The following is a 25,936-nucleotide window of genomic DNA, read 5'->3' as shown; positions in this document are numbered from 1 at the left end:
TATTGGGCGTATCACGTCTGATAGGAGGAAATGCGCCCCGACTCGCGTTAAACTGCGCGGGTTTTCAGCCCCCCATTCCACCGGAGCCTTCCATGTCCCGCGTTACCCTGAGTCGCTATTTGATTGAGCAGACCCGTAGCAACAACACCCCTGCCGATCTGCGTTTCCTGATCGAAGTGGTGGCGCGCGCCTGTAAAGAAATCAGCCACGCTGTGTCCAAAGGCGCCTTGGGTGGTGTTCTGGGCAGCATGGGCACCGAAAACGTCCAAGGTGAAGTGCAGAAAAAACTCGACGTGATGTCCAACGACATCCTGCTCGAAGCCAACGAATGGGGCGGTCACCTGGCCGGCATGGCGTCCGAAGAAATGGACAATGCCTACCAGATTCCGGGCAAATACCCGAAAGGCGCGTACCTGCTGGTATTCGACCCGCTGGACGGTTCGTCGAACATCGACATCAACGCGCCGGTCGGTACGATCTTCTCCGTGCTGCGTTGCCCGAACGAATACCTGACCCAGAACGAGCCTTTGAACGAAAAGGCCTTCCTGCAGCCAGGCACTCAGCAGGTTGCCGCCGGTTACGCGATCTACGGTCCACAGACCATGCTGGTGTTGACCCTGGGCAATGGCGTCAAGGGCTTCACCCTCGACCGTGAAATGGGCAGCTTCGTCCTGACCCACGAAGACATCACCATTCCTGAAACCACCCAGGAATTCGCGGTCAACATGTCCAACTCGCGTCACTGGGAAGCGCCGGTACAACGCTACGTCAGCGAATTGCTGGCGGGCGAAGAAGGACCGTTGAAAAAGAACTACAACATGCGCTGGGTCGCGGCGATGGTTGCCGACGTGCACCGCATCCTGACCCGTGGCGGTCTGTTCATGTACCCACGCGACAGCCGCGAGCCGTCGAAGCCGGGCAAACTGCGCCTGATGTACGAAGCCAACCCGATGTCGTTCCTGGTTGAACAGGCTGGCGGCGCATCCACCGATGGCCATCAACGCATCCTCGACATTCAGCCTGAAGGCCTGCACCAGCGCGTAGCGGTGTTCCTCGGCTCGAAAGAAGAAGTCGCCCGCGCCACGGCTTACCACAAGGAATAAACAGGACGGCGCGCCTGGCAGCCCCTGTCTGAAAGGTGGTTCGGAGACTCCGAATCACCGAAAGTGGTGGCTCGCTGCTGGATCTTCATCGCGGCTGATGCCATCTTCGCGAGCAGGCTCGCTCCCACATTGGATGTGTGCACGACACAAATCTAATGTGGGAGCGAGCCTTCTCGCGAAGGGGCCCTCAAATACAGCTTAAATCCTGAAGCTACCGACCAACTGCTTAAGGCGCGATGCCTGCTGTTCAAGGTCCGAACACGCCCGCAACGTCGCCTGCAAGTTCTCCACCCCTTCCTGGTTCAGCGTGTTGATCTCGGTGATGTCGACGTTGATCGACTCCACCACAGCGGTCTGTTCTTCGGTCGCCGTTGCCACGGACTGGTTCATCCCGTCGATCTCGCCGATGCGCTGCGTCACGCTGCCCAACCGTTCGCCGGCCTGGTTGGCGATGCCGACGCTGCTTTCGCTCTGGCGCTGGCTGTCGGTCATGGTGCTCACGGCTTCACGGGCGCCGATTTGCAGTTCCTCGATCATCTTCTGCACTTGCTGCGCCGAATCCTGGGTGCGATGCGCCAGGTTGCGCACTTCATCGGCTACCACGGCAAAACCGCGACCGGCTTCACCGGCACGGGCCGCTTCGATGGCGGCGTTCAACGCCAACAGGTTGGTCTGCTGCGAGATGCTGGTGATCACTTCCAGAATCTGCCCGATGTTGACCGTGTTGCTATTGAGCGTTTCGATGTTGCCACACGAGTCACTGATCTTCGCCGACAGTTGCTGCATCGCCGCGATGGTTTTATCCACCACTTGCTGACCGTCTTCGGCCAAGGCGCGGGCGTCGCTCGAATGCTGCGAGGCGAGGGCGGCGTTCTGGGCGATTTCCTGGGCGGCGGCGCCGAGTTCGTTGATCGCGGCGGCGACGCTGCTGGTTCGCGAGGCTTGCTGGTCGGAGTTGAACATCGACGAGTTGGAGGCGGCAACCACGCGCAGGGCGACTTCGTTGACCTGGCCGGTGGCCGAGGACACTTCGCGGATCGAGGTATGAATACGTTCCACGAAGCGGTTGAACGAGGTGCCCAAGGCGCCGAATTCGTCATTGCCGTGAATGGTCAGGCGTTTGGTCAGGTCACCTTCGCCTTCGGCAATGTCATGCATCGCGCGGCCCATGGTCAGCAATGGCTGCATCAGGAAGCTGATCAGCATGCCCAGCAGCGCGATGATGATCACCACCGCGATAACCATGGCAATCATCGCCGAGGTGCGGAATTCGCTGAGCATCGAGAAGGCCGTTTCCTGATCGAGCACCAGCGCCACATACCAGTCCGCCGACGCCACGCCGTTGACGTGGGTGAAAGAGATGAACTGACGCTTGCCGTCAATCTCGACGTCTTTCATGCCCGGGCTGATTTGCGGTGCGCCGTTCGGGTAGGCTTCAGCGAGGTTCTTCAGCACCAGTTTGCTGTCCGGGTGAATCAGGATCTTGCCGTCGGCGCTGACGATGAAGGCATGGCCATGACCGCCGAAGTTCAGCGAGTTGATGATCGCGCTGACGCTGGACAGGTCGATGTCAGCACCGGCAACGCCGATCATCTGGCCCTGGCGCTGCACCGGCGTGGCGACGGTGATCACCAGTTTGCCGGAGGAGGCGGCGATGTAGGGTTCGGTGACGATGGTCTGTTGCGCGCTGTTGGCAGCCTTGTACCAGCCACGGGCGCGAGGGTCATAGTCGGCGGCGCGATTGCCGGCCGGGACCGAGAACATCACGCCGTCGGTGCCACCGAAGTAGCTCAGCTGGAAATTGCTGGTGTAGGCCGGCAGGTCGATGGCGCGCTTGAGACTGGCCTGTGCGCTGCCGTCCACGGCGATCTGCTGGGACAGCGATTGCAGCAGCTGGATGCGGCTTTCCAGCCAGGTCTGGATGTTGCTGGTGGTCAGGCTGCCGAGTTCCTGCATCGACGAGTCGGTACTGCTGCGCAGCGTCTGGCGCTGGCGGTAGTCGTTGAACAGGATGAAGCAGGCAAAGGCAACGGCCACCACGAGGGCAGCAGCCAACAGGATTTTATGGCTGAACTTCATGTTTCTGGTCATTAAATGCACTACCGCGGAGGGGGCTTGTGTAGGAGCGAGCTTGCTCGCGATGGATTTCAGCCTGAAGTCAGCAAGCACGCGTTATCGTTGACGCCCATCGTCGGAGCGCCGCCCGGAGCAAGCTCGCTCCTACAGTGTCGACTGAGCGGCGCCAAAGATTAGGCGGTTTTCGGCAAAACCGACGAAATGTTCAACAGCACGGGAAAGTCGCTGATTTTTTGGCAAAACGCAGACGAGCGGGCCAATAAATAGGCGTTCCGGCAGGGAACCAGATTGGGGTTTTCTCTTCTAAGCTTCAGCTTGGCAGTCATGCCAATCCCCTTCGCTCCAGGAGCTACTCCATGTCGCTGCGTTCCATCGCCCTGCTTTCGTTCTGCGTGTTGCTGGCCGCATGCGGCAAGATCAATCAGGAAAACTACTCCAAATTGTCGGCAGGCATGGCCAAGGCCGAGGTGGAAAATCTGCTCGGCAAGCCGACCGATTGCTCGGGCGCGCTTGGCATGTCCAGTTGCACCTGGGGCGACAAGAACAGCTTTATCAGCGTGCAGTACGCCGGTGACAAAGTGTTGATGTTTTCCGGCCAAGGCCTGAAATAAACCGGGGCGTTGCGCCCACGGGAGAAAAACAATGAAGCGGTTATTGATCCTCCTTTTTGCCGGCCTGGTATTGGCCGGCTGCGCCACTTCTGGCGTAGATCCGTTGGCGCCGAAAACCGTCAACAGCGTCAATCTGAAGAAGTACCAAGGGACCTGGTACGAGTTGGCGCGTTTGCCGATGTATTTCCAGCGCAATTGTGCGCAATCCGAAGCGCATTACACGCTCAAGCCTGACGGTACCGTGCTGGTGCTTAATCGCTGCCTGACCGCGGATTGGACATGGGAAGAGGCCAAGGGCACGGCTTATCCACAGGTGCCGGGCAAAACGGACAAGTTGTGGGTCGAGTTTGATACGTGGTTTTCCCGCCTGATACCGGGCGTGGCGAAGGGCGAGTATTGGGTGTTGTACGTCAGCGACGACTACAAGACCGCCATCGTCGGCGACCCGAGCCGCAAATATCTATGGCTGCTGTCGCGAACCCCGAGCGTCAACGGTGTGGTGCGTGAAGAGCTGCTGAGCAAGGCGCGTCAGCAAGGTTACGACACGACGCGACTGATCTGGCGTGCGACGGATACGCAGATGGCCAAGACCTCGAACTAACGAACGCCGCGTACAAAAATGTGGGAGCGAGCCTGCTCGCGAAAGGGCCATCAAATCCAACAATCATGTTGGCTGATAATCCGCTTTCGCGAGCAGGCTCCCTCCCACATTTCGTTTGTGTCAACCCAAGAGGTCGCGCAGCACCTGGGTGAACGCGCGGCTGCTTTCTTCTTCCCCAGCATGGTGCCCATCGCGCACAACCCACTGGCCATTGACCAGCACATCGCGCACCTGGCGATCGCCACCGGCGAACAACCAACGATTCAGAATCCCGTCGCCATTGGCCGTCGCCAGGTATGGATCGTTGCCGTCCAGCACCAGCCAATCTGCACGTTTGCCCACTTCCAGCGCACCAATGGGTTGCCCCAGCGCCTGCGCGCCGCCATCCAGCGCAGCGTCGTACAGCGTCCGCCCAACCATTGGCTGATCCGCACCGTACAAGCGGTTACGCCGCTGGTCACGCAAGCGCTGGCCATATTCGAGCCAGCGCAATTCTTCCACCACGCTCAACGACACATGGCTGTCGGAACCGATGCCCATGCGTCCACCCTGGGCGAGGAAATCCACCGCCGGGAAAATCCCGTCGCCGAGGTTGGCTTCGGTGGTCAGGCACAAACCGGCGATGGCGCGACTTTTCGCCATCAGCGTCACTTCTTCCGGGTTGGCGTGAGTCGCGTGGACCAGGCACCAGCGCTGATCGACTTGGGTGTTTTCGTACAGCCATTGCAGTGGACGGCGACCGCTCCAGCTCAGGCAGTCGTCGACTTCCTTCTGCTGTTCGGCAATGTGAATGTGCACCGGGCACTGCTTGTCGCTGGCCGCCAGCACTTCGCTGATCTGCTGCGGTGTTACCGCGCGCAACGAGTGAAAACACAGGCCCAGCGATTGCGCCGGTTGCTGCGCGAGGATCGGCTGCAGGCGTGACTGAAGTTTCAGGTAGTTTTCGGTGCTATTGATGAAACGGCGCTGACCGTCATTCGGCGTCTGGCCGCCGAAACCGGAATGGCTGTAAAGCACTGGCAGCAGCGTCAGCCCAATACCGGCGGAACTGGCTGCCTGGCTGATGCGCAGCGCCAGTTCGGCGGGATCTGCGTAAGGCTGGCCGTTAGTGTCGTGGTGTACGTAATGGAATTCCGCGACCGAGGTGTAGCCAGCCTTGAGCATTTCGATGTACAGCTGACGGGCGATCACGCCGAGCTGATCCGGGCTGATTTTTCCGACGAGGCGGTACATCAAATCGCGCCAGGTCCAGAAACTGTCGTCCGGATTCCCTGCCACCTCCGCCAGCCCGGCCATGGCTCGCTGGAAGGCGTGGGAGTGCAGATTCGGCATTCCCGGTAAAAGCGGACCGCTTAGCCGTTCGGCGCCATCTGCGTGGGAATCGGCCTGGATATGGGTCAAAACGCCGTCGGCGCTAACCTCAAGACGTACATTGTTGGCCCATCCACTAGGCAGCAGCGCGCGTTCGGCAAAGAAGGCGGACATGGTTCAGCACCCCATCGTGTGTTATTTGTATATACATATACAGACGTTTGCCTGCTCGGTAAACTCCGGCAAGCTAGCAACCCATACCAAACGAACAAGGATTTACCGTGCCGACTCCGCCCCCAGTGTCACCGTTGGCCGCACACATGGGCGACAGTCCGGCGCCCTTGTACGCCCGCGTCAAACAGATGATCACCCAGCAAATCGACAGTGGAAACTGGCCGCCGCACTACCGCGTTCCGTCGGAAAGCGAGTTGGTCAGCCAGCTCGGTTTCAGCCGCATGACCATCAACCGCGCACTGCGCGAGATGACCGCCGACGGCCTGTTGGTACGCATGCAGGGCGTCGGCACGTTTGTCGCCGAGCCGAAGAGCCAGTCCGCCTTGTTTGAAGTGCACAACATCGCTGACGAAATCGCCTCCCGTGGCCATCGCCATACGTGCAAGGTGATCACGCTTGAAGAGGAAGCCGCCGGGTCCGAGCGCGCGCTGGCGCTGGACATGCGTGAAGGCCAGAAAGTCTTTCACTCGCTGATCGTGCATTTCGAAAACGATATCCCGGTGCAAATCGAAGACCGTTTCGTCAACGCGCTGGTTGCTCCGGAATACCTCAAGCAGGATTTCACCCTGCAAACGCCTTACGCCTACTTGAACCAGGTGGCGCCGCTGACCGAAGGCGAGCACGTGGTTGAGGCAATTCTGGCCGAGGCTTCAGAATGCAAATTGCTGCAGATTGAAAAGGGCGAGCCGTGCCTGCTGATTCGTCGCCGCACCTGGTCCGGCCGTCAACCGGTGACCGCCGCACGTTTGATCCATCCCGGTTCCCGTCATCGTCTGGAAGGTCGGTTTCATAAATGAGCGACATCAAGGTTTTACGCGCAGTTGATTACCCACGCATGCCGTGGAAAAACGGCGGCGGCAGCACTGAAGAAATCACCCGCGACGCAGGCATCGGCCTCGACGGTTTCGGCTGGCGCCTGTCGATTGCCGATATTGGTGAGTCGGGCGGGTTCTCGACCTTCGCGGGTTACGAGCGGATCATCACCGTACTGCAAGGCGAAGGCATGACCTTGCGCGTTGATGGCCAAGACACGCGGGCGTTGTCACCGCTGGACCCGTTTGCCTTCAGCGGTGAAAGCCACGTGACCTGCACCTTGCTGGGCGGACCGATTCGCGATTTCAACCTGATTTATGCGCCGCAACGTTTCAGTGCGCGGTTGCAGTGGCTTTGCGGCGAGCAGCGGTTTTTCAGCGAGGCTGGGACAGTGTTGGTGTTCAGTCTGAGTGATGCGCTGGAAGTGAATGTAAATGACGTCGCACAGCAACTGGGTCGCCATGACTGCCTGCAACTGATCGGTAACACCGGCTTGCTGGACGTCTCCAGTAACGGCGCTTGCTGCGTGATCGAACTGACCGCACGCTGATCTTCTGTAGGAGCGGGCTTGCTCGCGAAAAACACCTAGGCGCCGCAGGGCATCTGGTTTTTACGCGTTATCGTTCACGACCATCGCGAGCAGGCTCGCTCCTGCAAGTTCCCCCTAAGCACGTTCCCGAAAGCGCACCACTTTGTTACCGAACGCCCCAGCGTGGCGCAAAACCCTTCTCAAGTAACAAGCGGGCTCACCCTCGCAAAATCCCCCAGAAAATTTTCATCCTCCGCAAACCCTTGATCTACAGCTTCTCCAGACCTTCCGACATTTTTCTTGAATACCCATCCCATAAGTTGGCCGCTTGATTGCATATGCTTGTATGTACAAGTAAAGACGTATGCGTATGAGTTGTTCCAGACTCCTCGCAGCGTCCACTGATTCGCTTGTGGCGCTTTGACGCGCACAGGCTGGCTTGCCCACTGCCAGGGTTGGTTTGAATTGATCGCTGAGGAGTCTTTTTCGTGACTGACAATAAGCCCACTAAATACCGTGACGTCGAAATTCGTGCCGCACGCGGCAACAAGCTGACCGCCAAGAGCTGGCTGACTGAAGCGCCGCTGCGCATGTTGATGAACAACCTCGACCCGGAAGTGGCCGAGAACCCTAAAGAACTGGTGGTTTACGGTGGCATCGGTCGTGCGGCGCGTAACTGGGAATGCTACGACAAGATCGTCGAGAGCCTGACCAACTTGAACGACGACGAGACCCTGCTGGTGCAATCCGGCAAGCCGGTCGGCGTGTTCAAGACCCACAGCAACGCCCCGCGCGTATTGATTGCCAACTCCAACCTGGTGCCGCACTGGGCGAGCTGGGAACACTTCAACGAACTGGACGCCAAAGGCCTGGCCATGTACGGCCAGATGACCGCCGGCAGCTGGATCTACATCGGCAGCCAGGGCATCGTTCAGGGCACCTACGAAACCTTCGTCGAAGCCGGTCGCCAACATTACAACGATAACTTGAAAGGTCGTTGGGTCCTGACCGCCGGCCTCGGCGGCATGGGCGGCGCTCAGCCTCTGGCCGCAACATTGGCCGGCGCTTGCTCGCTGAACATTGAATGCCAGCAGGTGAGTATTGATTTCCGCCTGAACAGCCGTTATGTCGACGAGCAGGCCACCGACCTCGACGACGCCTTGGCTCGCATCGACAAATACACCAAGGAAGGCAAGGCGATTTCCATCGCCCTGCTCGGCAACGCGGCTGAAATTCTGCCGGAACTGGTCAAGCGCGGTGTGCGCCCGGACATGGTCACCGACCAGACCAGCGCCCACGACCCGCTCAACGGCTATCTGCCGGCCGGCTGGACCTGGGAAGAGTATCGCGCTCGCGCCAAGACCGAGCCTGCTGCGGTGGTCAAAGCCGCCAAGCAATCGATGGCCGTGCACGTTCAAGCGATGCTCGACTTCCAGAAAATGGGCATCCCGACCTTCGACTACGGCAACAACATCCGTCAAATGGCCCAGGAAGAAGGCGTGGAAAACGCATTCGACTTCCCGGGCTTCGTCCCTGCTTACATCCGTCCGCTGTTCTGCCGTGGCATCGGTCCATTCCGTTGGGCTGCACTGTCGGGGAACGCCGAAGACATCTACAAAACCGACGCTAAAGTAAAAGAGCTGATCCCGGACGACGCGCACCTGCACAACTGGCTGGACATGGCGCGCGAGCGCATCAGCTTCCAGGGTCTGCCGGCACGTATCTGCTGGGTTGGCTTGGGCCTGCGCGCCAAGCTCGGCCTGGCATTCAACGAAATGGTGCGCAGCGGTGAATTGTCGGCGCCAATCGTCATCGGTCGCGACCACCTGGACTCCGGTTCGGTCGCCAGCCCGAACCGCGAAACCGAATCGATGCAGGACGGTTCCGATGCTGTGTCCGACTGGCCACTGCTCAATGCCCTGCTGAACACTGCGAGCGGCGCGACCTGGGTTTCCCTGCACCACGGCGGCGGCGTCGGCATGGGCTTCTCCCAGCATTCGGGCATGGTAATTGTCTGCGACGGTACTGACGAAGCGGCCGAGCGTATTGCTCGCGTTCTGCACAACGACCCGGCCACCGGTGTCATGCGTCACGCCGATGCGGGTTACCAGATCGCGATCGACTGCGCCAAGGAACAAGGCCTGAACCTGCCGATGATTACCGGCAAGTAATGCTTGCCCCTGTAGGAGCGAGCCTGCTCGCGATAGCGATGTATCAGCCAGCGAAGATGTTGAATTTGCCGGCCTCATCGCGAGCAGGCTCGCTCCTACAGGGATTGCGTAAACCCAGAATAACAATCCACAGAGGTTGAACCATGGCTGTTAACCCCGATCGTGCAGGCAGTAAACCGTTGATCGAGAAACGTTCGATCGACTACATCCCGGAAGCGGAAAGACACGGTCGTCTATTCAGTCAGTTCACCCTGTGGATGGGTGCCAACCTGCAAATCACCGCGATTGTCACCGGGGCCCTGGCCGTGGTGCTGGGCGGTGATGTGTTCTGGTCGTTGATCGGTCTGTTGATCGGCCAACTGCTCGGTGGCGGTGTCATGGCGCTGCACGCGGCGCAAGGGCCCAAGCTGGGCTTGCCGCAAATGATCTCCAGCCGCGTGCAGTTCGGCGTTTATGGGGCGGCCATCCCGATCGTGCTGGTGTGCTTGATGTACCTCGGCTTCACTGCCACGGGCACCGTGCTTTCCGGTCAGGCGTTGGGCCAGTTGTTTGGCGTCAGCGACAGCGTCGGTATCCTGATCTTCGCCAGTGTCATCGTGCTGGTCACGGTGCTCGGTTACCGGGTGATCCACTGGATTGGTCGGGTTGCCAGTGTCATTGGTGTGATTGCCTTCGTTTACCTGTTCGCTCGTCTGGTGAGTCAGACAGATGTTGGCGCACTCCTGCAAATCCGCCATTTCAGCTGGAGCAGCTTTTTGCTCGCAGTGTCGCTCGCGGCCTCCTGGCAGATCGCCTTCGGCCCTTACGTGGCTGACTATTCACGCTACCTGCCAAGCAAGACGTCTTCGGTGAAAACCTTTTTCGCCGCTGGCGCGGGTTCGGTCATTGGCGCGCAAGTGGCGATGATCCTCGGCGTGTTCGCCGCTGCCTCGTCCAACGGGCAATTTGCCGGTCACGAAGTGGCCTACATCGTCGGGTTGGGCGGCACCGGTGCCACCGCTGCGCTGCTGTACTTCAGCATCGCATTCGGCAAGGTCACCATCTCCACGCTGAACTCCTACGGCAGCTTCATGTGCATTGCGACCATCATCAGTGGTTTCCGTGGTGAGCTGAAAGTCACGCGCTTGCAGCGTCTGGTGTTCGTACTGGTCATCGTCGGTGCGGCGACCCTGATGGCGTTGCTCGGCCAGCACTCGTTCCTCGGTGCGTTCAAGTCCTTCATCCTGTTCCTGCTGGCGTTCTTCACGCCATGGAGCGCGATCAACCTGGTGGACTACTACTGCATCACCCGCGAGCGTTATGACGTACCCGCGCTGGCCGATCCGAAGGGTCGCTACGGTCGCTGGAACATGCTCGGTATCAGCATCTATGTGTTCGGCGTGCTGGTGCAGCTGCCGTTCATCTCCACCAAGTTCTATACCGGTCCGCTGGTAGCGGTTCTGGGTGATGTGGACATCTCCTGGATCATCGGTCTGGTACTGCCCGCCGCCTTGTATTACCTGTGTGCGAAAAAATGGCACGGCTCGGTACCCGATCATTTGATCCTGCCGGTCGAGCAGGACAACGTTGCATTACCTAATAAAACAAGCGGGGCCGGTCGCGCTGCGGTGCAGGCCTGATTGGACGTGGACAGGGCTGGATGCCTCTTGACTGCCGTAAGCCAATTCATGATTAGGAGCGTCACACAATGAAATCGAACAAGACCCTGCTGACCGCATTGCTTTCCATGGGCCTGCTGGCCAGTGCCGGCGCCACTCAGGCCGCCGGTTGGTGCGAGTCGGGCAAACCGGTGAAATTCGCCGGCCTGAACTGGGAAAGCGCGATGTTGCTGACCGACGTGCTGCAAGTCGTGTTGGAGAAAGGCTACGACTGCAAGACCGACAGCCTGCCCGGCAACTCCATCACCATGGAAAACGCCCTGAGCAGCAACGACATCCAGGTGTTTGCCGAAGAGTGGGTCGGCCGCAGCGAAGTCTGGAACAAGGCCGAGAAGGCCGGCAAAGTCGTCGGTGTCGGCGCTCCCGTTGTCGGTGCAGTTGAAGGCTGGTACGTGCCGCGCTACGTGATCGAAGGCGACGCCAAGCGCAAGCTGGAGCCCAAGGCGCCGGACCTGAAAAACATCGCCGACCTGGCCAAATACTCCTCGGTGTTCAAGGACAACGAAGAGCCGTCCAAGGGCCGTTTCTACAACTGCCCGGCCGGTTGGACCTGCGAACTCGACAACAGCGAGATGCTGAAAACCTACGGCCTGGAAAGCACTTACACCAACTTCCGCCCAGGCACCGGCCCAGCGCTGGATGCGGCGGTGCTGTCGAGCTACAAGCGTGGCGAACCGATCCTGTTCTACTACTGGTCGCCAACCCCGCTGATGGGCCAGGTCGACCTGGTCAAGCTTGAAGAGAAGCCAGGCGTAGACAAGCGCGTGACCATCAAGGTCGGCCTCTCGAAAGCTTTCCACGAGCAAGCACCGGAACTGGTGGCCGTGCTGGAAAAGGTCAACCTGCCGATCGACTTGCTGAACCAGAACCTGGGACGGATGACCAAAGAGCGGATCGAATCGCCAAAACTGGCGAAGATCTTCTTGAAGGAACATCCTGAAGTCTGGCACGCATGGGTGAGCGAAGACGCAGCCAAAAAGATCGACGCGGCCTTGTAGGTTGAGCCTCTCCGACTGTCGGCAACGGCAGTCGGAGGCGCAATCGCAACCCCTTGATTGAGAGTCTCTTATGTTTCCCGAAAGCTTTACCTTTTCTATCGCCGACTGGGTCAATGGTTGGGTCGATTCGCTGGTCACCAACTACGGCGACGTGTTCCGGCAGATCTCCGACACCCTGTTGTGGGCCATCGTCAATCTTGAAGGGCTGCTGCGTGCGGCGCCCTGGTGGCTGATGCTGGCGATCGTGGCAGGCGTGGCTTGGCACGCGACGCGCAAAGTCGTGACTACCGCCGTAATTGTCGGTTTGCTGTTCCTGGTGGGCGCGGTTGGCCTCTGGGACAAGCTGATGCAGACTCTCGCGCTGATGATGGTCGCGACGGTCATTTCGGTACTGATCGGCATCCCGTTGGGCATTCTTTCGGCGCGCAGCAATCGCCTGCGTTCGGTGTTGATGCCGTTGCTGGACATCATGCAGACCATGCCGAGTTTCGTGTACCTGATCCCGGTGCTGATGCTGTTCGGCCTCGGCAAGGTGCCGGCGATTTTCGCCACCGTGATCTACGCCGCGCCGCCGCTGATTCGCCTGACCGACCTGGGTATTCGCCAGGTGGACGGCGAAGTAATGGAAGCGATCAACGCTTTCGGTGCCAACCGCTGGCAACAGCTGTTTGGCGTGCAACTGCCGCTGGCCCTGCCGAGCATCATGGCCGGGATCAACCAGACCACCATGATGGCGCTGTCAATGGTGGTGATTGCCTCGATGATCGGTGCCCGTGGTCTCGGCGAAGATGTGTTGGTGGGGATTCAGACCCTCAACGTCGGACGTGGCCTGGAAGCCGGTCTGGCGATCGTGATTCTGGCAGTGGTCATCGACCGCATTACTCAGGCGTATGGTCGGCCACGGCATGAGGTGAGCAAATGAGCAACGAAGCCATCAGCAAGATCGAAGTCAAAAACGTCTTCAAGATTTTCGGCAACCGTTCCAAGGAAGCGCTGGGCATGATCAGCCAGGGCAAGACCAAGGATCAGGTACTGGCTGAAACCGGCTGCGTGGTCGGCGTGAACGACCTGTCGTTGAGCATCGGCACCGGCGAGATCTTCGTGATCATGGGCCTCTCGGGTTCCGGAAAATCGACGCTGGTTCGCCACTTCAATCGCCTGATCGACCCCACCAGCGGCGCGATCCTGGTGGACGGTGTGGACATCCTGCAATACGACATGGAAGCCCTGCGCGAATTTCGCCGGCACAAGATCAGCATGGTGTTCCAGAGCTTCGGCCTGCTGCCGCACAAGACCGTTGTGGATAACGTCGCCTACGGCCTGAAAGTGCGCGGCGAGAGTAAGCAGATGTGCTCCGAACGTGCGCTGCACTGGATCAACACCGTGGGCCTCAAGGGCTACGAAAACAAATACCCGCATCAGCTTTCCGGCGGCATGCGTCAACGTGTGGGCCTGGCCCGCGCATTGGCGGCGGACACCGACATCATCCTGATGGACGAAGCCTTCAGTGCCCTCGATCCGCTGATCCGCGCCGAGATGCAGGACCAGTTGCTGGAGCTGCAGAAGACCTTGCATAAAACCATCGTCTTCATCACCCACGACCTCGACGAGGCCGTGCGCATCGGCAACCGCATCGCGATCCTCAAGGATGGCCGGCTGATTCAGGTCGGCACGCCACGGGAAATCCTGCATTCGCCGGCGGATGAGTATGTCGACCGGTTCGTACAGCGGCGGGCGGCGGTGGTTTGAGAGATTTGCAGTGTCAGTGGCGGCCTAATCGCGAGCAAGCTCACTCCTACAGTTGGAATGCGCACCCCTGTAGGAGTGAGCCTGCTCGCGATAGCGCCGGTGAAGCTGCATCAATATTCAGGTTGTACGCACGAGGTCAATAATGTCCCAGGCTGAAAAAATCGTCATCGCCGACGCCCTGTTGCGTTGGCAGGATGTGGTCGCGGTAGCCCGTCACGGCGCGCAGCTCGAACTGTCGGCGCAGGCTTGGGCAGGCATCGAAAACGCCCAGGGGATCGTTCAGCGCATCGTCGCCAGCGGCGAGCGTGCCTACGGCGTCAACACCGGCCTGGGCGGGTTGTCCAACGTCTCGCTGCAAGACCAGCAACTCAGCCAACTCTCGCGCAACACCTTGCTCAGCCACGCCTGTGGCGTCGGCGTACCACTGGCCGACGAGCAGACCCGGGCAATCATGTGCGCGGCGATCCGCAACTACAGCCACGGCAAATCCGGCATTCATCGCCGAGTCGTCGAAGCCCTGCTGGCGTTGCTCAATCGCGGCATCACCCCACAAGTACCGTCCCAAGGCTCGGTCGGCTACCTGACCCACATGGCGCACATCGGCATCGCGCTCATGGGCGTCGGCAATGTCAGCTATCGCGGGCAGATCGTTTCTGCACAACAGGCCCTGGCCGAAGAAGGTTTGCAGCCGGTTCAACTCGGCGCCAAAGACGGCTTGTGCCTGGTCAACGGTACGCCCTGCATGACCGGCCTCAGCTGCCTGGCGATCGCCGATGCGACGCGCCTGTTGCAATGGGCCGACGTGATCGGCGCCATGAGCTTCGAGGCCCAGCGTGGCCAGATCGCAGCGTTCGACGCCGAGATCATCGCGCTCAAGCCGCACCCGGGCATGCAGCAGGTCGGCGTCAATCTGCGGGCCTTGCTCGATGGCAGTGAAGTGATTGCGTCGAGCAAGGGCATCCGCACTCAGGATGCGCTGAGCATCCGTTCGATTCCGCAGGTCCACGGCGCGGCGCGGGATCAGCTGGCGCACGCGACAAAACAGATCGAAACCGAACTCAACGGCTGCACCGACAACCCGTTGCTGCTGGGCACGCCGGACAATTTCCGCATCATGTCCCAGGCCAATCCGCACGGTCAGTCGGTGGCGATGGCCGCCGATTTGCTGGCCATCGCCATGGCGGAAATCGGCTCCATCGCCGAGCGTCGCCTCGACCGTTTGATCAACCCGCACGTCAGCGGTCTGCCAGCGTTTCTGGTAGCCAATCCGGGGGTGAATTCCGGGATGATGATCGTGCAGTATGTCGCCGCATCGTTGTGCGCAGAAAACCGTCAACTGGCACAACCGGCCGTGCTCGACAACTACGTGACGTCCGGCCTGCAGGAAGACCATTTGAGCCTGGGCACCAACGCCGCGCTGAAACTGCATCGCGCGCTGGAAAACTGTACGCAGATCCTCGCCATCGAGTATTTGCTGGCGGCCCAGGCGTTTGAGTTCCTCAAAGAACAACGCTTCGGCGCTGGCACCGATGCCGCGTGGCGTCTGCTGCGTGAACGTGTTCCGGCTTACGATCAGGATCGCTGGCTGGCGCCGGATATTGCTGCGGCTGCCAACGTATTGAAAGATCCGGTTTTGCTGCACAAGACGTTACCGAACCTGAACTGATTCCTACATCAAACCAGCGTGCCAAGGCGCCAGCCCCCCAACAGGCGGGAAGCGACGGACAACGGACATCTCCGGAGCGTCTGGTTAGTACTCTTCTTTATAAAAGAAGAAAAACTCACAAAAGGAGAATAAAAGTGACTGCGCTAAACCTGATTCCCGGCCAACTGAGCCTTGCCCAACTGCGTGATATCTATCAGCAGCCGGTCAAAATCACCCTCGACAACAGCGCTTCGGCGCAAATCGAAGCCAGCGTTGCCTGCGTGGAACAAATCCTCGCCGAAAACCGCACCGCCTATGGCATCAACACCGGTTTCGGCCTGCTGGCCTCGACCCGCATTGCCAGCGAAGACCTGGAAAACCTCCAGCGCTCGCTGGTTCTGTCCCACGCGGCCGGTGTCGGCGAGCCGATCAGCGACGCGCTGGTGCGCCTGGTCATGGTGCTCAAGGTCAACAGCCTGAGCCGGGGTTTCTCGGGTATACGACGCGTGGTGATCGACGCGCTGATCGCCCTGATCAACGCCGAGGTTTACCCGCACATTCCATTGAAAGGCTCGGTCGGTGCCTCCGGTGACCTGGCGCCGCTGGCCCACATGTCGCTGGTGCTGTTGGGCGAAGGCAAGGCGCGCTACAAGGGTGAATGGCTGCAGGCCACCGAAGCGCTGAAAGTCGCCGGCCTGACGCCGCTGACCCTGGCCGCAAAAGAAGGCCTGGCGCTGCTCAACGGCACGCAGGTGTCCACCGCTTACGCACTGCGCGGTCTGTTCGAAGGCGAGGATTTGTTTGCCGGTGCCCTGGCACTGGGTGCCTTGACCGTCGAAGCGGTGCTGGGCTCGCGCTCGCCGTTCGATGCGCGCATTCACGCTGCCCGTGGCCAGAAAGGCCAGATCGACGCAGCGTCCGCTTACCGTGATTTGCTCGGCGAGCGCAGTGAAGTTTCCGATTCGCACCAGAACTGCGAAAAGGTTCAGGACCCGTACTCGCTGCGCTGCCAGCCCCAAGTCATGGGCGCGTGCCTGACCCAGTTCCGTCAGGCCGCCGAAGTGCTCGTGGTCGAAGCCAACGCCGTGTCGGATAACCCGCTGGTATTTGCCGCTGAGGGCGACGTGATTTCCGGCGGCAACTTCCACGCCGAGCCGGTGGCCATGGCCGCCGACAATATGGCCCTGGCCATCGCTGAAATCGGTTCGCTGAGCGAACGCCGCATCTCGCTGATGATGGACAAGCACATGTCGCAACTGCCGCCGTTCCTGGTGGCCAATGGCGGCGTGAACTCCGGTTTCATGATTGCTCAGGTGACGGCTGCGGCGCTGGCCAGCGAGAACAAGGCGCTGTCCCATCCGCATTCGGTGGACAGCCTGCCGACCTCGGCAAACCAGGAAGACCACGTGTCGATGGCCCCGGCGGCGGGCAAGCGCCTGTGGGAAATGGCCGAAAACACTCGCGGTGTTCTGGCGGTGGAATGGTTGTCGGCGGCGCAGGGGCTGGATTTGCGCAATGGCCTGAAGACTTCGCCGAAGCTGGAAAAGGCACGCGCCATTCTGCGCAAAGAAGTGCCGTTTTATGAGAAGGACCGGTTCTTTGCGCCGGATATCAATGCGGCGACTGAATTGCTGGCGACGCGGTGCCTGAACGACCTGATCACGGCGAAGATTTTGCCTAGCCTGTAAGGGCGCCATCGCTGGCAAGCCAGCTCCCACAGGGATTTGCTGTGAAGACAAAACTTCAGGAAAACCCCAACTACTGTGGGAGCTGGCTTGCCAGCGATTCGATTTTGAACAAAACGAGGAACTCGGGATGAAAACGCACTGGCAACACTGCCACGTCGCAACCATGGCGCAAGGCGTCTACTCGATCATCGAGGATGCGGCCATTGTGACGTCCGGTGCGCACATTGAGTGGATTGGCCCCCGTGCTGAACTGCCGGCGGGCGAATACCCGGCCGTCAACGATTTGAACGGGGCCTGGGTCACGCCGGGCCTGATCGACTGCCACACCCACACGGTGTTCGGCGGTAACCGCAGCGGTGAATTCGAACAACGTCTGCAAGGCGTCAGCTACGCGGAAATCGCCGCGTCCGGTGGCGGCATCGCCAGCACCGTGCGCGCCACCCGCGCGGCCAGCGAAGATGAACTGTTCGCCAGCGCTGCCAAGCGTCTGAAAAGCCTGATGCGCGACGGCGTCACCAGCATTGAAATCAAGTCCGGCTACGGCCTCGACCTGGCCAACGAGCGCAAGATGCTGCGGGTCGCCCGCCGTCTCGGCGCCGAACTACCGGTCAGCGTGCGCAGCACCTGCCTGGCGGCCCACGCCTTGCCGCCGGAATACAAGGATCGTGCCGACGACTACATCGATCACATCTGCGCTGAAATGCTCCCGGCCCTGGCCGCCGAAGGGCTGGTGGATGCGGTGGATGCGTTCTGCGAGTACCTGGCGTTTTCGCCAGCCCAAGTCGAGCGGGTGTTTATCACCGCTCAGGAACTCGGCTTGCCGGTGAAGCTGCACGCCGAGCAATTGTCGTCGCTGCACGGTTCGAGTCTGGCGGCGCGTTATCACGCCTTGTCCGCCGATCATCTGGAATTCATGACCGAAGAAGACGCCATCGCCATGGCCGCGTCCGGCACCGTCGCCGTGTTGCTGCCCGGCGCGTTCTACTTCCTGCGTGAAACCCAATTGCCGCCGATGGACGCACTGCGCAAACACGGGGTGAAGATCGCCATCGCCAGCGATCTCAACCCAGGCACCTCGCCAGGATTGTCGCTGCGCTTGATGCTGAACATGGCCTGCACCTGTTTCCGCATGACCCCGGAAGAAGCCTTGGCCGGCGCGACGATTCATGCCGCCACCGCGTTAGGCATGGCCAGCACCCACGGTTCGCTGGAAGCCGGCAAGGTTGCGGATTTTGTGGCCTGGCAAATCGATCGTCCCGCCGACCTGTCTTACTGGCTGGGCGGAGTTCTGGAAAAACGCGTCGTGCGTCACGGCGTTGAAACCAGCGTTTAGGAGATGAGTTGTGGATAAGGTTCTGAACTTCAAACAAGGCCGCGTGCCGCTGCTGATCAGCATGCCCCACGCCGGCCTGCGCCTGACCCCGGCGGTCGAAGCCGGGTTGATCCCGGACGCGAAAAGCCTGCCGGATACCGACTGGCACATTCCAACACTTTACGAATTTGCCAACGAGCTGGGCGCCAGCACCTTGGCCGGCGAGTACTCGCGATTTGTCATCGACCTGAACCGGCCCTCCGACGACAAGCCTTTGTACGTCGGCGCCACCACCGGTTTGTACCCGGCCACGCTGTTTGACGGCATTCCGTTGTTCCGCGAGGGCATGGAACCGTCGGCGGCCGAGCGCGCAACCTATCTGGAAAAAATCTGGACGCCGTATCACACCACGTTGCAAAACGAGCTGGCGCGACTCAAGGCCGAGTTCGGCTACGCCCTGCTGTTCGACGCGCACTCGATTCGCTCGATCATTCCGCACCTGTTCGACGGCAAGCTGCCGGACTTCAACCTCGGCACCTTCAACGGTGCCAGTTGTGATCCGCAGTTGGCCACTCAACTGGAAGCGATCTGCGCGCGGCACGAAGATTACAGCCATGTGTTGAACGGTCGCTTCAAGGGCGGCCATATCACCCGGCACTACGGCAACCCGGCGCAAAATATCCATGCGGTGCAACTGGAGTTGGGCCAGTGCACGTACATGGAAGAGTTCGAGCCGTTCCGATACCGCCCGGACCTGGCCGCCCCTACTAAAGTGGTGCTCAAGGAATTGCTGCAGGGGCTGCTGGCCTGGGGCGAAAAACACTACAACCGCTAATTTGCGGCAAAATTCTGTAGGAGCGAGCCTGCTCGCGAAGAACCTGAGAGCGCCATGCCGTGTCAGTTTTCACGCGTTATCGTTGACGACCATCGCGAGCAGGCTCGCTCCCACAGGGATCGTGCTCTATGACGTAATTCGGGTTTATGATGCCGGACGGCAGAATAATAGAAGTCCCCTCAGGGATGACCTCGACCCCTTACGGAGCGCGCAATGCAGACTTTGTACCCGCAGATCAAACCCTACGCCCGGCACGATCTGGCAGTCGATGAAACCCACACGCTGTATGTCGACGAAAGCGGTTCACCGCAAGGTTTGCCGGTGGTGTTCATCCACGGTGGCCCCGGCGCCGGGTGTGATGCACAGAGTCGCTGTTTTTTTGATCCGAACCTGTACCGCATTGTTACCTTCGATCAACGCGGTTGCGGTCGCTCCATCCCTCACGCCAGCCTGGAAAACAACACCACCTGGGATCTGGTCGCCGACCTTGAGCGGATTCGCCAGTACCTGGGCATCGACAAATGGGTGTTGTTTGGCGGCTCCTGGGGCTCAACCCTTGCGCTGGCCTACGCGCAAACCCATCCGGAGCGTGTGCACGGCCTGATTGTGCGCGGGATTTTTCTCTGCCGTCCGCAAGAAATCGAGTGGTTCTACCAGGCCGGCGCCAGCCGTCTGTTCCCGGATTACTGGCAGGATTACGTCGCGCCGATTCCGATGGACGAGCGCGGTGACTTGCTCACGGCATTCCACAAACGCCTGACCGGCAACGATCAAATCGCCCAGATGCACGCGGCCAAGGCCTGGTCCACCTGGGAAGGGCGCACCGCGACGCTGCGTCCGAACCCGCTCGTGGTCGATCGCTTCTCCGAGCCCCAGCGCGCGTTGTCCATCGCCCGCATCGAATGCCATTACTTCACCAACAATGCCTTCCTGGAGCCGAACCAGCTGATCCGCGACATGGGCAAGATCGCTCACCTGCCCGGTGTGATCGTTCACGGTCGCTACGATGTGATCTGCCCGCTGGACAACGCCTGGGAATTGCACCAGAACTGGCCGAACAGTGAATTGCAGGTTATCCGCGACGCCGGGCATGCCGCCTCCGAACCGGGTATTACCGATGCGCTGGTGCGCGCCGCCGATCAGATGGCCCGGCGCTTGCTCGATTTGTCGCCTGCAGAAGCATGAAGGGCTTGTTGCAACGCGTGCGTGGCGCGCGAGTCGAAGTGGCGGGGGAGGTGGTGGGTGCCGTCGATCTGGGTTTGCTGGTACTGGTCGCGGTCGAGCCGGAGGATACTCGGGCCAGTGCCGACAAACTTCTGCATAAGCTGCTTAACTATCGTGTGTTCAGTGACGCCGAGGGCAAGATGAACCTGTCTTTGACGGATATCGGTGGCGGGTTGCTGCTGGTCTCTCAGTTCACGTTGGCCGCCGACACCAAAAGCGGGTTGCGCCCGGGTTTTTCAACGGCTGCCCCTCCGGCACTCGGCGAGGAGCTATTCGACTATCTATTAAGGAAAGCGAAACAGGTGCATGGCACTGTGGCATCAGGTAGATTCGGCGCCGATATGCAGGTGCACCTGGTCAATGATGGCCCGGTAACCTTCCTGTTACAGACCTGAAAGCGCTTGAAACAAGTTTTTAAGGGCTTTTTCACTGAAAACAGGGGTTTTTCGCGATAAATACTTTGTTACCCCTGATGCGTTGTAACGCGCCCTACTAGATAATCGCGCGCTACGGGGATCAGCGTTCGTTGGCCCATTTTGACTTAGGTAGAGACTTGTCCTGGACCTGTTGGGGAATCATTTAGCCCCATAGGAGTCGGAACAATGCTCGCCAACTTGGCAAGAATGGTTTGCAGGGTCGGTTTTTTCATGCCGTACACCCTGCAAATCCTTTAACTGGCCGTTGGTTTTTTGATCTGTTTTCGGCGAGGGTTGCTCGTGATTGTTAGTCCCTGTATTGCACCAAAATTGTCTGCCAAACGGTTACGAAGCGCTCTGGTAGCGGGCTCTGCTCTGCTCTGCCTGCTCAGCGCCGGTCAGCTTTGGGCATTCAGTCTGGATGACGTGTCGGCCAAGGCGAAAGAAATGGCCGGGCAGAAATACGAAGCCCCGCGCAGTAACCTGCCGAACGAATTCCGCGAAATGAAATTCGCGGATTATCAAAAAATTCGTTTCCTGACCGAAAAAGCCGAATGGGCCGATCAGAAAACCCCTTTCAAGCTGTCGTTCTATCACCAGGGCATGCATTTCGATACACCGGTGAAAATCAACGAAATCACAGCGAACACCGTCGAAGAGATCAAATACGACCCTAGTCGTTTCGATTTCGGCGATTTGAAGTTTGATCCCAAGGCCACCGAGCAACTGGGTTATGCCGGTTTCCGTGTGCTGTACCCGATCAACAAGGCCGACAAGCAGGACGAAATCATGACCATGCTCGGCGCGAGTTATTTCCGCGTTGTTGGCAAAGGTCACACCTATGGCTTGTCCGCTCGCGGCATGGCCATTGATACGGCGTTGCCGTCCGGTGAGGAATTTCCGCGGTTCACCGAGTTCTGGATTGAACAGCCGAAACCGGGTGACAAGCATCTGGTGATCTTCGCCCTGCTGGATTCGCCGCGCGCCACCGGTGCGTATCGCCTGACCCTGCGTCCTGGCAGCGACACCATTGTCGACGTCAAGGCCCAGATGTTCCTGCGTGACAAGGTCACCAAGCTTGGCGTTGCGCCGCTGACCAGCATGTTCCTGTTCGGCGCCAACCAGCCTTCCAAAGTGCTGAACTACCGTCGCGAACTGCATGACTCCAGCGGTCTGTCGATCCATGCCGGCAACGGCGAGTGGATCTGGCGCCCTCTGAACAACCCCAAACACCTGTCGGTGAGCAACTTCTCCGTCGAGAACCCGCGCGGGTTCGGTTTGCTGCAACGTGGCCGTGACTTCAGCCACTACGAAGACCTCGATGACCGCTACGACAAACGTCCAAGTGCCTGGATCGAGCCAAAAGGCGACTGGGGCAAAGGTTCTGTAGACCTGGTGGAAATTCCGACCGCCGACGAAACCAACGACAACATCGTTGCGTTCTGGAGCCCGGAAAAACTGCCGGAGCCTGGCCAGCCGCTGGACGTTGCTTATCGCCTGCACTGGACGATGGACGAAGCGGCCATCCATGCCCCGGACAGCGCGTGGGTCAAACAGACTTTGCGCTCCACGGGTGACGTCAAACAGTCCAACCTGATTCGTCAACCGGACGGCAGCGTTGCGTATCTGGTCGACTTCGAAGGCCCGTCTCTCGCGGCATTGCCGGAAGGTTCGGACATTCGCAGCCAGGTCAGCGTCGGCGACAACGCCGAACTGGTCGAAAACAGCGTGCGCTACAACCCTGACACCAACGGCTGGCGCCTGACCCTGCGGATGAAGATCAAGGATCCGGGCAAACCGACCGAGATGCGTGCGGCGCTGGTGCAGAACATTCTGCCCGCCGACCTGGCCAAATCTTCAGTGCCTGCCTCGACGTCTGCCGTGGCCAAGGCCGACAAGGTTGCCGCCCGTCAGCAAGAGAAAGCGGACAAGGAAGCAAAGCCAGCCGATGCCAAGCAGGCCGACGCCAAGCCTGCTGCGGATGCCAAGGACAAGGACAACAAAGACGCCAAGCAGCCTGCCGCTGCGAACGCGGCCCCAGCCACACCGGAATCGGCGGCGACTGAAGAAGTCCTGACCGAGACCTGGAGCTACCAGTTGCCTGCCGATGAGTAACTCTCAAGTACAGCCAGAGACTCTTGCCGAGTATCTGGCGCATCTGCCAATGACCGACGAGCAGCGCGCGGAACTCGCGGGCTGCCAGTCCTTCAGCGAGCTGCACCAGCGTCTGTCGTCCTCGACGTTCGACAACCCGGCCGACGCTGCGCAAGCCTCGGTAGGCCGTCGTCTGACCCTGAACACCGCTGAAGAGCTGGAAGAAGCGGAAATGCTGGTGCTCGACGCCAGCGGTCGGGTTTGCCTCAAGGCTACGCCGCCGATCCGTCGGACCAAAGTCGTGCCTGAACCATGGCGCACCAACATTCTGGTGCGTGGCTGGCGCCGCATGACCGGTCGGACCAATCCGCCGCAACCGCCGAAAGACGAAAACGTGTTGCCGGCGGCTCGCTGGCGCACCGTCGGTTCGATCCGCCGCTACATTCTGCTGGTATTGATGCTCGGTCAGACCATCGTTGCCGGCTGGTACATGAAAGGCATCATGCCGTACCAGGGCTGGTCGTTCGTCGACCTCAACGAAGTCCTGCATCAACCGATCCTGCAAACCGTCACGCAAGTGCTGCCGTATGCGCTGCAAACCAGCATCCTGATTCTGTTCGGGATTCTGTTCTGCTGGGTGTCCGCCGGGTTCTGGACCGCGCTGATGGGCTTCCTCGAGTTGCTCACTGGTCACGACAAATACCGCATTTCCGGTAAAAGTGCCGGCAACGAGCCGATTGCCAAAGACGCGCGCACCGCATTGGTGATGCCGATCTGCAACGAAGACGTGCCGCGGGTGTTCGCCGGCTTGCGCGCCACCTTCGAATCGGTCGCGGCCACGGGTGACCTGGATCGCTTCGACTTTTTCGTCCTCAGCGACAGCAACGATGCCGACATCTGCGTTGCCGAACAGCAGGCATGGCTGGACGTTTGCCGTGAGTCCGGTGGCTTCGGCAAGCTCTTCTATCGCCGCCGTCGCCGTCGGGTCAAACGCAAAAGCGGCAACCTCGACGACTTCTGCCGTCGTTGGGGCGGTGACTACAAGTACATGGTCGTGCTCGACGCCGACTCGGTGATGAGCGGTGAATGCCTGACCAGTCTGGTTCGCTTGATGGAAGCCACGCCGGACGCCGGGATCATCCAGACCGCGCCGCGTGCCTCGGGCATGGACACGCTGTATGCGCGCATGCAGCAGTTCGCGACCCGCGTGTACGGTCCGCTGTTTACCGCCGGCCTGCACTTCTGGCAGTTGGGCGAATCCCACTACTGGGGCCACAACGCGATCATTCGCATGAAACCGTTCATCGAGCACTGCGCACTGGCGCCGTTGCCCGGCAAAGGCGCATTCGCCGGGGCGATCCTGTCCCACGACTTCGTTGAAGCCGCGCTGATGCGCCGTGCGGGTTGGGGCGTGTGGATTGCCTACGACTTGCCGGGCAGCTACGAAGAACTGCCGCCGAACCTGCTGGACGAACTCAAGCGTGACCGTCGCTGGTGCCACGGCAACCTGATGAACTTCCGCCTGTTCCTGGTCAAGGGCATGCACCCGGTTCACCGCGCAGTGTTCCTGACCGGCGTGATGTCTTACCTGTCGGCGCCGTTGTGGTTCTTCTTCCTCGTGCTGTCCACGGCGCTGCTGGCGGTCAACACGCTGATGGAGCCGCAGTACTTCATGGAACCGCGTCAGCTTTATCCGCTGTGGCCACAATGGCACCCGGACAAAGCAGTCGCCCTGTTCTCGACCACGGTCGTGCTGTTGTTCCTGCCGAAGCTATTGAGCATCATCCTGATCTGGGCCAAGGGCGCGAAAGAGTTCGGCGGCAAGTTCAAGGTGACCCTGTCGATGCTGCTGGAGATGCTGTTCTCCATGCTGCTGGCGCCGGTGCGGATGATCTTCCACACCCGCTTCGTGCTCGCCGCATTCCTCGGCTGGGCCGCGACCTGGAACTCGCCGCAACGTGACGACGACTCCACGCCATGGAGTGAAGCGGTCAAGCGTCACGGTCCGCAAACCTTGCTCGGCTTTTTCTGGGCACTGCTGGTGATCTGGCTCAACCCGAGCTTTCTCTGGTGGCTGGTGCCGATCGTCGGTTCGTTGATGCTGTCGATTCCGGTGTCGGTGATCTCCAGCCGCGTGGGTCTGGGCCTGAAGTCCCGTGACGAGAGCCTGTTCCTGATTCCTGAGGAATACAATCCGCCCCAGGCGTTGCTGGCGACTGACCAGTACACCCACGAAAACCGCTACCACGCGCTGAAAGACGGCTTTGTCCGTTCAGTGGTCGATCCACAGCAGAACGCTCTGGCGTGCTCACTGGCGACGTCGCGTCACCGTGAAGCCGAGCCGATCGAATGGCTGCGGGTCGAGCGGGTTCGCCATGCGTTGAAAGTCGGGCCTGACGGCTTGAACAACAATGAGCGTGTGCAACTGCTGAGCGACCCGGTGGCATTGGCTCGCCTGCATGAGCAGATCTGGAGCGAAGGCCACCCCGAGTGGCTGCAAGCCTGGCGTAAATCGGTGCAAGCCGATCCGCATGCGCCGCTGCTGCCGCTTAAACCGCTGAGTGCACAGCCTCAGTTGGCCTGATAAAAAAAACCCGCGAAAGCGGGTTTTTTTTGCGCTGATTCTGCGCGAGGCGGCCTGATTGCCGACCTCGCGCTCTGGTAGTACGCCTTCCCCTGCAGGAGCCTGCTTGCTGGCGATGTCGTCCGTTCAGGTGATGAACATGTCAACTGACACACCGCCATCGCCAGCAAGCAGGTTCCTACAAGGATCGGCGTTGGTCCGGAAGATGAGCACGAGCAAACAAGCGAAGCGCGCCCGCTTGATACCCCGGTCAGCCCATCGCGGCGCAATGCCGGAGTGAGGGC

At 60.1% G+C, this 25,936-nt stretch carries 21 protein-coding genes and 1 pseudogene; 18 read left to right on the top strand and 4 right to left on the bottom strand.

The genetic code is table 11. The annotated features are described in order from the left end of the window. The first annotated feature begins 92 nt into the window (after positions 1-92). On the top strand, positions 93-1,103 hold the full coding sequence (locus ACYZT4_RS19445) for a class 1 fructose-bisphosphatase (protein ID WP_461982368.1): 1,011 nt from the start codon (positions 93-95) through the stop codon (positions 1,101-1,103). Between the two features lie 198 nt (positions 1,104-1,301). Here ACYZT4_RS19445 and ACYZT4_RS19440 read toward each other — a convergent pair whose 3' ends face one another. From ACYZT4_RS19440 to ACYZT4_RS19430, 3 genes and pseudogenes are all read right to left on the bottom strand, one after another. Beyond that, positions 1,302-2,066, bottom strand: coding sequence for a methyl-accepting chemotaxis protein (locus ACYZT4_RS19440; RefSeq protein ID WP_461988743.1), 765 nt, complete (start codon positions 2,064-2,066; stop codon positions 1,302-1,304). A 141-nt stretch (positions 2,067-2,207) separates the two neighbouring features. Then, positions 2,208-3,059: pseudogene (locus tag ACYZT4_RS19435) on the bottom strand (cache domain-containing protein); the annotation flags it as partial. A gap of 293 nt (positions 3,060-3,352) precedes the next feature. Next, entirely contained in the window at positions 3,353-3,505 is a 153-nt protein-coding gene (locus ACYZT4_RS19430; protein WP_461982366.1) for a hypothetical protein, read from the bottom strand. A gap of 30 nt (positions 3,506-3,535) precedes the next feature. Here ACYZT4_RS19430 and ACYZT4_RS19425 point away from each other — a divergent pair, with 30 nt between their 5' ends. Together ACYZT4_RS19425 and ACYZT4_RS19420 are read left to right on the top strand one after the other, a co-directional pair. Continuing rightward, on the top strand, positions 3,536-3,790 hold the full coding sequence (locus ACYZT4_RS19425) for a hypothetical protein (RefSeq protein ID WP_461982365.1): 255 nt from the start codon (positions 3,536-3,538) through the stop codon (positions 3,788-3,790). 31 nt (positions 3,791-3,821) lie between these two features. After that, positions 3,822-4,391: a lipocalin family protein gene (locus ACYZT4_RS19420; RefSeq protein ID WP_461982363.1), complete on the top strand. Its 570-nt coding sequence runs from the start codon at positions 3,822-3,824 to the stop codon at positions 4,389-4,391. A 120-nt stretch (positions 4,392-4,511) separates the two neighbouring features. On the opposite strand, the gene ACYZT4_RS19415 is transcribed toward ACYZT4_RS19420, so the two are convergent. Beyond that, positions 4,512-5,876: a formimidoylglutamate deiminase gene (locus ACYZT4_RS19415; protein ID WP_461982361.1), complete on the bottom strand. Its 1,365-nt coding sequence runs from the start codon at positions 5,874-5,876 to the stop codon at positions 4,512-4,514. A 146-nt stretch (positions 5,877-6,022) separates the two neighbouring features. On the opposite strand from ACYZT4_RS19415, the gene hutC reads away from it, so the two are divergent. From hutC to mdoH, 15 genes are all read left to right on the top strand, one after another. Next, the gene (gene hutC / locus ACYZT4_RS19410) at positions 6,023-6,733 is read left to right on the top strand and encodes a histidine utilization repressor (protein ID WP_172825957.1); all 711 of its coding nucleotides are present in this window, start codon (positions 6,023-6,025) and stop codon (positions 6,731-6,733) included. Next, on the top strand, positions 6,730-7,299 hold the full coding sequence (locus tag ACYZT4_RS19405; RefSeq protein WP_461982359.1) for a HutD/Ves family protein: 570 nt from the start codon (positions 6,730-6,732) through the stop codon (positions 7,297-7,299). Before hutC ends, ACYZT4_RS19405 begins: the two co-directional genes overlap by 4 nt. Positions 7,300-7,766: 467 nt before the next feature. Further along, positions 7,767-9,449: a urocanate hydratase gene (gene hutU, locus ACYZT4_RS19400; protein WP_461982357.1), complete on the top strand. Its 1,683-nt coding sequence runs from the start codon at positions 7,767-7,769 to the stop codon at positions 9,447-9,449. 143 nt (positions 9,450-9,592) lie between these two features. After that, positions 9,593-11,068, top strand: coding sequence for a purine-cytosine permease family protein (locus ACYZT4_RS19395; RefSeq protein WP_461982355.1), 1,476 nt, complete (start codon positions 9,593-9,595; stop codon positions 11,066-11,068). Positions 11,069-11,136: 68 nt separating this feature from the next. Next, positions 11,137-12,105: an ABC transporter substrate-binding protein gene (locus ACYZT4_RS19390; protein ID WP_461982353.1), complete on the top strand. Its 969-nt coding sequence runs from the start codon at positions 11,137-11,139 to the stop codon at positions 12,103-12,105. Positions 12,106-12,175: 70 nt separating this feature from the next. Beyond that, positions 12,176-13,027, top strand: coding sequence for an ABC transporter permease (locus tag ACYZT4_RS19385; protein ID WP_045061975.1), 852 nt, complete (start codon positions 12,176-12,178; stop codon positions 13,025-13,027). Continuing rightward, positions 13,024-13,854: a quaternary amine ABC transporter ATP-binding protein gene (locus ACYZT4_RS19380; protein WP_461982351.1), complete on the top strand. Its 831-nt coding sequence runs from the start codon at positions 13,024-13,026 to the stop codon at positions 13,852-13,854. The genes ACYZT4_RS19385 and ACYZT4_RS19380 overlap by 4 nt, the downstream gene beginning before the upstream one ends. Before the next feature lie 142 nt (positions 13,855-13,996). Next, on the top strand, positions 13,997-15,520 hold the full coding sequence (gene hutH, locus ACYZT4_RS19375; protein WP_461982349.1) for a histidine ammonia-lyase: 1,524 nt from the start codon (positions 13,997-13,999) through the stop codon (positions 15,518-15,520). Positions 15,521-15,654: 134 nt separating this feature from the next. Then, positions 15,655-17,187 carry a histidine ammonia-lyase gene (gene hutH / locus ACYZT4_RS19370; RefSeq protein ID WP_461982347.1) on the top strand — a complete coding sequence of 511 codons (1,533 nt, stop codon included), beginning with the start codon at positions 15,655-15,657 and terminating at the stop codon, positions 17,185-17,187. Positions 17,188-17,314: 127 nt separating this feature from the next. After that, positions 17,315-18,520, top strand: coding sequence for an imidazolonepropionase (gene hutI, locus ACYZT4_RS19365; protein ID WP_461982345.1), 1,206 nt, complete (start codon positions 17,315-17,317; stop codon positions 18,518-18,520). Positions 18,521-18,530: 10 nt separating this feature from the next. Next, positions 18,531-19,334, top strand: coding sequence for an N-formylglutamate deformylase (gene hutG, locus ACYZT4_RS19360; RefSeq protein WP_461982343.1), 804 nt, complete (start codon positions 18,531-18,533; stop codon positions 19,332-19,334). 213 nt (positions 19,335-19,547) lie between these two features. Next, entirely contained in the window at positions 19,548-20,519 is a 972-nt protein-coding gene (gene pip / locus ACYZT4_RS19355) for a prolyl aminopeptidase (RefSeq protein WP_461982341.1), read from the top strand. Beyond that, on the top strand, positions 20,516-20,953 hold the full coding sequence (dtd, locus tag ACYZT4_RS19350) for a D-aminoacyl-tRNA deacylase (protein ID WP_461982340.1): 438 nt from the start codon (positions 20,516-20,518) through the stop codon (positions 20,951-20,953). The genes pip and dtd overlap by 4 nt, the downstream gene beginning before the upstream one ends. A 321-nt stretch (positions 20,954-21,274) precedes the next feature. After that, entirely contained in the window at positions 21,275-23,089 is a 1,815-nt protein-coding gene (locus tag ACYZT4_RS19345; RefSeq protein WP_461982338.1) for a glucan biosynthesis protein G, read from the top strand. Continuing rightward, positions 23,082-25,652, top strand: coding sequence for a glucans biosynthesis glucosyltransferase MdoH (gene mdoH, locus ACYZT4_RS19340; protein ID WP_461982336.1), 2,571 nt, complete (start codon positions 23,082-23,084; stop codon positions 25,650-25,652). The genes ACYZT4_RS19345 and mdoH overlap by 8 nt, the downstream gene beginning before the upstream one ends. Positions 25,653-25,936: the final 284 nt, after the last annotated feature.

Source organism: Pseudomonas sp. GB2N2, from assembly GCF_054897705.1.
This window is presented reverse-complemented; position numbering and strand designations above follow the sequence as displayed.